Source organism: uncultured Campylobacter sp., from assembly GCF_938030785.1.
In the GTDB taxonomy this organism is placed as follows: domain Bacteria; phylum Campylobacterota; class Campylobacteria; order Campylobacterales; family Campylobacteraceae; genus Campylobacter_B.
Genome location: NZ_CALHIK010000186.1, coordinates 1 through 7453, shown reverse-complemented (window position 1 = coordinate 7453; position 7453 = coordinate 1). Strand labels below are relative to the sequence as shown.

The window sequence follows — 7453 nt, the reverse complement described above, 5'->3', positions numbered from 1 at the left end:
TCGCCGCGAGCGGCGCACAGCACGATCTCGTCGTAGTAGTAGTCGCTCCTGCCGTAGTTGTGAAACTCATACGCGCCAAAGCCGTAGCCCATCGGCGTGATCTCGACGCGCGAGTACCAAGCGTCCTTGGCGATGATGTATTTTTCGGTGTCTTGCGAATAAACCCACACCACGATCTCATCTTTGTTTTTTTGCCGCATCAGCCACATAAAGACGTTTGCGATGTCGTTGAAAAAATATGTATCGCCGTTTGGCATAATGGCCTGGGCGGTGTTGTACAGATCGTTTATCACCGTGCCGCTCTCTAGGCATAGGTATTTGCCAAATTCGATCTGCAGCGGCTGCTTATCCTTATTGCCGTGTCGGACGGAAATTTTGGATTCGGCTATATCCATGGACGATATGAGTAGCCCCATCACGCAGGCGAGCAAAACCGCGGCAAAAATTTTTTTAATCATAGCAGCGCGCCCCGTACGAAATAGTATTTGACGACGTAGGCACTGCAGATGAGTGCGTTTAGAATGAGCCAGAACGAGGAGTATTTAAGCAGGTGGGTGTAGGCGCGCTTGGTGATGAGTTCCGTTAAAAACGGCACGATGCCGAAAAATATACCCAAAAACAGCGAGCCCCAAATCGCATAGCCGACGAAGTAATAATCCTTCAAAAGCATGCAGTACGGGCATTTATGGTTGGGCTGCTCGTAAACGTAAAGCCCGAAAAAATAGGTGATCGCGTAGTATGCGACGAACAAAAAGAGCAAATTTAGAGCAAAGCTCGCCATTGACTGCTTTAAAAAATTTAAGATCAAAATGGCGCCCAATATCGCGTAGAAAAAGGTCGCCAAAAGCGCCTGCGTGTATCCAAACGGAAGCTTCGGCGCGCGAAATACGACCGAGCAGCAAAACACCGGCACGCGCAGCGGGATATTGATAAAAAATAGAATTTCTAAAATAAACTCCGCCAAAACGCCCGTAAAAAGGATGGTAAAGATCAGGTATTTGCGCTTGAGATAAGGAAATTTGCCCGCTTTAAGATCGAGGCTGTTTAAAATAAGCCAGAGCCCAAAGCCGAAGATCAGTAAAATTTTTAAAAGCAGCAAGATATTGCCGTAGCGGTTCGAGCCCACGACGCCCGCGGAGCACATCGCGCCGGGCACGACCGAAGAGAGCTCATTCAGGCAGAGCGCGAAAAATATAAACAAAATGATCTTGCACGCTATCGTGAAAAACAAAATGGTGTTGATGAGATAGTTTCTTTTCTCCAGGGCGTATTGTAAATTTGAGGTGGCGTTAAAGTCCCAGTAGCGCATGATCCGCACGATATAAAACTGCGAGATCGCCATCAGCGCTATTACGATCAGCTCCACAGCCAAAAACGCGATCACGCTGCCCGATAAAAATACGCTCATGCGGAAATTTCTCCGTCTTTTAAAAACACGTATCGATCTACGAAACTTAACTCGTCGAAGAGTATGTCGTGCGTCGCGATCAAAACGGTCTTTTTAAGCTCTTTGAGCTTTGAGAGCATCTCGATGAAGCCGAGCGAATTTTGTTTGTCTAAATTTGCCGTCGGTTCGTCGGCCAAGATGATCTGCGGATTCATCACGAGCGCCCTAGCGATAGCGCAGCGCTGCTTCTCGCCGCCGCTAAGGCTAGAGACGATCTGATCTTTTTTATGCGCGATATTAGCGATCTGCATCGCTTCATCTATACGAGCGCCAAGCTCATCCCCGCTCAGCCGCTCGAGGCTAAGCGGTGCAAGGACGTTTTTATAGACGCTAAGCGCCTCAAGCAGATTGAATGACTGAAAGATAAAGCCGATTTTTTTATGGCGATACGCGGAGCTTTCGATATCAGCGAGCTTAGAGACGTTTGCGCCGTCAACCAAAACCTCGCCGCTGCTAGGCTTAGCAAGCGCGCCTATGATGGATAGAAGCGTGCTTTTGCCGCTGCCGCTAACGCCTTTTAAGATTACTATCTGCCCTTCCTCGACGTTTAAGCTTATGTTTTTTAAAGCGCGAAATTCATTCGCCCTGCCCTCGTTGTAAATTTTAAAAAGCTGCCTGATCTCTATCTTGCTCATTTGACCGCCTCGCTCATATCGCCTATAGCGATGCGCCAGGATGGGATGATGACGAACGCCAAAAACGGGATCACGCTAAAGACGAAGATCAAAAAGAGCATATTGAAATTTATCGCGGGCGTGAAGGTGATGAAATTTCGCAGCTCGCCGCCTAAGAATATATCGCGCAAAAGCGGTGCGTCTAGAACAAAAACATAAGCATACGCGCCCGCGACGCCGAGTAGATACGCGCTTAGCGAGACGATGAAATTTTGGATAAATTTCATCGCGATGATGTCCTTTATACAAAAGCCGATGCTGCGCAAGATCGCGATCTCCTTTTTCTTCTCGCCGTATGCGAGCGAAATTTGATTTTTCAGCAAGATGAAAAACGAGATCATCGCCACGGTGTAAAGCACCATAAAAATTCCGCCCTTGTAATAATACAGATGCCTTACTTCTGCCACCGCGTCCTCGGCGCTAAGGGCTTGCGTGTTGGGGTATAAATTTACGATCTTAAGCGCTACTTCGCTTACTTCATTGGGGTTGGGCACGCTTACGTAGAGCTTGGTGTATTCGCCCTCCTTCAGGCTTAGCACCTCGCGCGCGGTGGCGGGATTTAGATAGATCACGTCGTTTGAGACGATGCTGCTTTCGTGCGGCGAAATTTTATTGATCTTAATCGCGATTAGGCGCTGTTCGGTTAAGAAGTGAAACTCGTCCTCGTAGTACCACTCGCCCATCGCCGCTTTTACCCCCTCTCCTACGACCATTTCGTTTTCGCTCAGGCTTTCGTCGCCTACGATATGAAACCAAACGCGCTTTTGAGCGAAGTAATACATCCCGTCCACGGCGCCCTGCACTTCGCTGACGCCCGCGATTTTGGAGATGTCGTAGATATAGCCGTCGTGCATCAGATCGCGCTTGCCCGCGCGTAGAGCCTCTACGACAATGTCGGGTCTGAGCTTGATGACCTTTTCAAGATCGTTTTGAATGGAGCCCGAGATGAAAAGCACCGAGCTTAAAATAAAAACGATAAATGCAAAGATCGCGAAGCTAAAAGCGTGATCGGCTCTGTCTTTTCGCAGTAGAGTTACGGAGTAGTCGATGAAGTTTTTACTTATCATAGACGAACTCCGCGTAGGCCTTGCTCTTAAAGCTGCTTGAGAGCCGCACATCCTTTATCTCGCGCGCGAGCTTTTGCAGACACTGCTCGCCCTTTGCGCGATCAAAGCTTACATAATGCACCGCAATGAGCGCGTAAAGGGCGGCAAAAAAGATCATTAAAGCGCAAATGAGCCTCATAGCCCTTCTATTACGCTCTCTTTGATCTCGTCAAATTTAAGTACACTCTTACCGCCGTGATCTTTAGCGAAGGTCTTGGCCGCGCCCTCACTCTCAAACGGAATGAGCTCGTCGCCCATCGGTCCTAAGACGTTGGAGCCGAGTACAAAAAAAGCGCTTTTAGCATCGATCTTATGAAGCTTATAGTAGTCGGTTACGAAAATTTTATCAAAGCCCTTACCCTTTTGGAAGTAGTATTTCATCATATCTTTCACGCCGTCAAAATACAAATTCTCGCCGCCTTGAATCTCTATCATCGCCGCCCAGTTAGGGTTTTTACCCACTAGCATGCCGCAGACCGGGCATTTAGCGCCCTCAGGCACGACGATCTTTTCAGCCTTTTTCGCTTTTGCGTTTTTGTCGCTGCTGCCTAAATTTACAGGAGCGTCCCACAAATATAGCGCCGCAGCTTGTAGGTGCTTGTCGTATTCAGGAGCTTTGCTAGCGCCCTTTGCGTCGCAAGTCTTTTTGAGATGAGCTTTGAGCTCGGAGATGGCTTTGAAGCTTTTGGCGTCCGTTTTAGCGCAGTTTGTTTCGTAAAATTCTTTACCGTGCGCGTAAACGCCGCCCTCGCGCTTGGCTTTGATCATCTTATTATCGCCCTCGAAATCCTGCCCTGCAATCTCATAGGCTTTGGCGAAATTCATTATCTCGCCGCCGTTTTCGGCTTGGAATTCTTTCGCGTCGGCCTCGGTTGAAAAGGCGTATTTGCTATTGCGCGTCATCGTGCCTTTGACCTTGCTGCCCACGACGTAAAAGGCTTTATTTACGTCGATAAAATTTAGATTTTTCGTATCGACGACCTGCGCATCGCTTGGAATTTTCCCCTCCGTTAGCTCGTACAAGCAGTGCAGAGAAGCTACTTGCTTGCCGTTTACAACATGGTTAGTTTTATAGAATTTAACCAAATTCATTCCGCAAACGGCGCAGTATTCTTTGCCCTCGCCGCTTCCTACGAGCGTAGCTTTGCTAGGATCCACGCTTTGAAACATAGGCTTTGCCGGTTTATTGGCCCCGTCCATCGAGGCACCGAAAACGAACGCAACGAGCGCAGCCGAAGCTAAAAACGAACGTAAAATCATACTATCTCCTTAAAAATTTGATGTTTTAAATCTACTTACTAATCGAATTTAAAAATTCCAAATTCTCGCATCCCATCTTGATGCCGCCGTCGCAGCTTTTTTTGAAAAACTCTTTTGCTTTGGCGTTATCGGACTTCACCCCTTTTCCTTCGGCATACATTATGGCTAGGTTATTGCAACCGTCGAAGTGGCCGAGATTGCACGCCTTTTCATACTGCTGCTTTGCTTGCTTATAATCCTGACCCACCCCCTGCCCGAAGGCGTATAGATAGCCAAGGTTGTTGCAGCCGATGCCGATGTCGCCGCCGCAAGCCTTTTCGTAAAAAATTTTAGCCTTTGCGAAGCTTTGCTGCACGCCTTCGCCTTTCAGATACAAATAGCCCAGGTTGTTGCAGCCCATCATATCGCCGTAGGTGCAGGCTTTTTCATAAAGGCTCGCCGCCTTGGCGACGTCCTTCGCAAGCCCGGCGCCGTTTGCGTATAAAAGCCCGAGTGAGGTGCAGCCTTCGTTATCTTTGCAGGCTTTTTCGTAATAAGCCGCGGCTTTGGTAAAATTTTGATCCGCGCCGTTGCCGCTTTCGTAGATATAGCCTAGATTGTTGCACGCAAGCGCAAATTTAGCGCTGCACGCCTTCTCGTAGAGGCTGATCGCTTTTTCGAAATTTTTCTCTACGTTGCCGGTGCCCTCAAAATACAAAACGGCTAGATTATAGCAGCCCGAAGCTTTATTTTCCAAACCGCACGCTCGCTCGTAAATTTCTGCGAGTTTTTTATGATCGCCGCTTTGCTGAGCTTGAATGCCCTCGCTGATAAAGCCCGCGTTTGCCGCGGCAGCCAAGGCTAACGCTATTAGAAATTTTTTCAAATTTACTCCTTTATATCGTTTTTACGTCCCTGCCCCTGAAGGCAAGAACGATTATTAAAAAGATCGCCGCTATTATACAATAAAACGGCGCGGGTATATGCGGTGCGTCTCCCGCGGCGTAAGAGTGCATGCCGGTGAGGTAGAAATTTACGCCGAAATAGGTCATTATGATCGAGCTATACGCGAGCGTCGAACTCACGCAATAAACATAGATCGAGCCGAGTTTCGGGATAAATTTTAGATGCAGCACGATCGCATAGACGATGATCGAGACATACGACCAAGTCTCTTTGCTATCCCAGCCCCAGTATCGCCCCCAGCTCTCATTCGCCCACACGCCGCCGAAGAAATTTCCGAGCGTCAGCATTGAAAGCCCCACGATGAGGCTGATCTCGTTGATCGCCGTTATATATCTGATCTGCATGTTAAGCCGCTCGCGATTGGCGCCGTTTTTAAGCGCCATCAAAATAAGAGCCAAAAGACCGAGCAGACAGCTAAGCCCTAAAAATCCGTAGCTAGCCGTGATAACCGAGACGTGGATGCTAAGCCAATAGGACTTTAGCACCGGCACGAGGTTGGTGATCTGCGGATTTACGAAGCTCATATGCGCTACGAGCATTACGATGCTAGCTAGCAGGCAACTCGCACTTAGCGTGAGTAGGGACTTTCTAAAAAATATGATCCCCGCAAGCGCCGCCGACCAGCCAATGTAGATCATCGACTCATAGCTATCGCTCCACGGCGCGTGAGCCGCGACGTACCAGCGCAACGCAAGCGCGAGGGTATGCGCCGCAAAGCTTGCGGCAAAGGCTGCGAATAAAATTTTTTGCGCGAGCATGAAGCTCTTGCCGCAAAGTGCGCCCAAAAGCGCCAATATTAGAGCTATGCCGCCTAGGATCATATAGCAATAAACGAGCTTTTTGAAAACCGAAGCTTTGTTGTAAAACACCTCGGCTTTGACGCGATTTTCACTCGGAAGAATAGCTTCCGAAGTCGCTCTTTGGTAGTTTTTTAGCTCCGCAAGTGCCACATCCGCTTTAGTCCAATCATTATCCGAAATTCCATCTTGCAGGCCGTTTAGATAGTCGTTTAGCACGCCTTTGATCTGCGGAGCGATACTATAATCCGCAAAGGCGTCGTTCGGCGAGAGCCAGGTGTTTTGCGGGTCGTTCGGCACGGGGATAAATTTAAAAAACACCCCTCTAAAGGTCAGATACGCGATATTTAGTCGCTCGTCGAATTTAATCAGCTCATTATCGAGTACGCCGCGGCGCGAGGCGCTTTTTTCATTCGCTTCGTCCACGACGCGCGCGAGCTTGTAGTTGCCGTTTTCATCAAAGACCGAATTAAAGCTCGCATATCGCTCCTGCGGGGCTAAGCCCAGCATCTTTTTAATCTCGTCGTTTTTGATCTTGATGATCTTTTGATCGCGCCAAAACGCGGGATTTAGGCTCATTCCTAGGATCATCTGCTCGGCGCTTAAGCCGTAGAGCGAATCCGTGCCTGAAATTTTATTTACGATCTCGCTTGCTTCGGTGCCAAGCGGCTTGATCCTGCCCATATAATCTTGCACCAAAAGCTCCGCAAACGCGCCGTTTGCATGAACGCGCGAGTTGGCTTTAAGGTTTGCTAGATAGTTTTCATCCGCGGCGCGAAGCTCAATGCTGAAAAAAAGCGGCGCAATCAAAAGAAGCGCGGCGGGCGCGTTGTTTTTAATAAATTTAGCTAGCTTTTTAAATCTGCTGCCGGCGGTAAAAAGATTTCCGATAAATCCGACGCAAAGCAAGAAATAGCCGAAGTAAGTGGGGATTTTACCCGGATCGCGATTAAGCTCCAGCACCGTGCCCAGCTCGTCCGTGTCGTAGGAGGACTGAAAGAGCTTGAAACCGTCAAAGTTTAGCGGATGGTTCATATAAATTTCATGCTCCCCCGCGCTCTTGCCCTCTTTTAAAATTTCAACGTCGCTAGCGTAGGATGACGGGCTTTGCGAGCCGGGATAGCGCTCGAGCTTAAATTTCAAAAGCTTTACCGCAAACGGAAGCTCTATCAGTTTCGAGCCCCAGCTTAGCATTATCTCTTCGCCGTCAAAGTTTAAAATTTT

General features: G+C 48.6%; 8 protein-coding genes. All 8 read right to left on the bottom strand.

Features of this window, described 5'->3' with window-relative positions; all coding sequences use genetic code 11:
- A partial coding sequence (locus Q0438_RS10655) for a hypothetical protein (protein WP_299190752.1) occupies positions 1 to 458 on the bottom strand: 458 nt, incomplete at its 3' end.
- On the bottom strand, positions 455 to 1408 hold the full coding sequence (locus Q0438_RS10650; RefSeq protein ID WP_299190750.1) for a hypothetical protein: 954 nt from the start codon (positions 1406 to 1408) through the stop codon (positions 455 to 457). The genes Q0438_RS10655 and Q0438_RS10650, both read right to left, overlap by 4 nt.
- Positions 1405 to 2082, bottom strand: a complete 678-nt coding sequence (locus Q0438_RS10645; protein WP_299190748.1) for an ABC transporter ATP-binding protein — start codon at positions 2080 to 2082, stop codon at positions 1405 to 1407. Before Q0438_RS10645 ends, Q0438_RS10650 begins: the two co-directional genes overlap by 4 nt.
- On the bottom strand, positions 2079 to 3188 hold the full coding sequence (locus tag Q0438_RS10640) for an FtsX-like permease family protein (RefSeq protein WP_299190746.1): 1110 nt from the start codon (positions 3186 to 3188) through the stop codon (positions 2079 to 2081). Before Q0438_RS10640 ends, Q0438_RS10645 begins: the two co-directional genes overlap by 4 nt.
- The gene (locus tag Q0438_RS10635) at positions 3178 to 3366 is read right to left on the bottom strand and encodes a hypothetical protein (RefSeq protein ID WP_295098450.1); all 189 of its coding nucleotides are present in this window, start codon (positions 3364 to 3366) and stop codon (positions 3178 to 3180) included. Before Q0438_RS10635 ends, Q0438_RS10640 begins: the two co-directional genes overlap by 11 nt.
- Complete coding sequence (locus tag Q0438_RS10630; protein ID WP_299190744.1) at positions 3363 to 4487, bottom strand: nitrous oxide reductase accessory protein NosL; 1125 nt, start codon at positions 4485 to 4487, stop codon at positions 3363 to 3365. The genes Q0438_RS10635 and Q0438_RS10630 overlap by 4 nt, the downstream gene beginning before the upstream one ends.
- A gap of 31 nt (positions 4488 to 4518) precedes the next feature.
- Positions 4519 to 5352 carry a tetratricopeptide repeat protein gene (locus tag Q0438_RS10625; RefSeq protein ID WP_298053922.1) on the bottom strand — a complete coding sequence of 278 codons (834 nt, stop codon included), beginning with the start codon at positions 5350 to 5352 and terminating at the stop codon, positions 4519 to 4521.
- A 10-nt stretch (positions 5353 to 5362) separates the two neighbouring features.
- Positions 5363 to 7453: cytochrome c biogenesis protein (gene ccsA / locus Q0438_RS10620; protein ID WP_299190741.1), on the bottom strand; the 2091-nt coding region annotated here is incomplete at its 5' end.

What these genes read in the sequence shown, in the direction of transcription:
- Q0438_RS10635 (WP_295098450.1), bottom strand. Translation starts at nt 3,366, where the DNA reads ATGAGGCTCATTTGCGCTTTAATGATCTTTTTTGCCGCCCTTTACGCG.
- Q0438_RS10640 (WP_299190746.1), bottom strand. Translation starts at nt 3,188, where the DNA reads ATGATAAGTAAAAACTTCATCGACTACTCCGTAACTCTACTGCGAAAA.
- Q0438_RS10645 (WP_299190748.1), bottom strand. Translation starts at nt 2,082, where the DNA reads ATGAGCAAGATAGAGATCAGGCAGCTTTTTAAAATTTACAACGAGGGC.
- Q0438_RS10650 (WP_299190750.1), bottom strand. Translation starts at nt 1,408, where the DNA reads ATGAGCGTATTTTTATCGGGCAGCGTGATCGCGTTTTTGGCTGTGGAG.
- Q0438_RS10630 (WP_299190744.1), bottom strand. Translation starts at nt 4,487, where the DNA reads ATGATTTTACGTTCGTTTTTAGCTTCGGCTGCGCTCGTTGCGTTCGTT.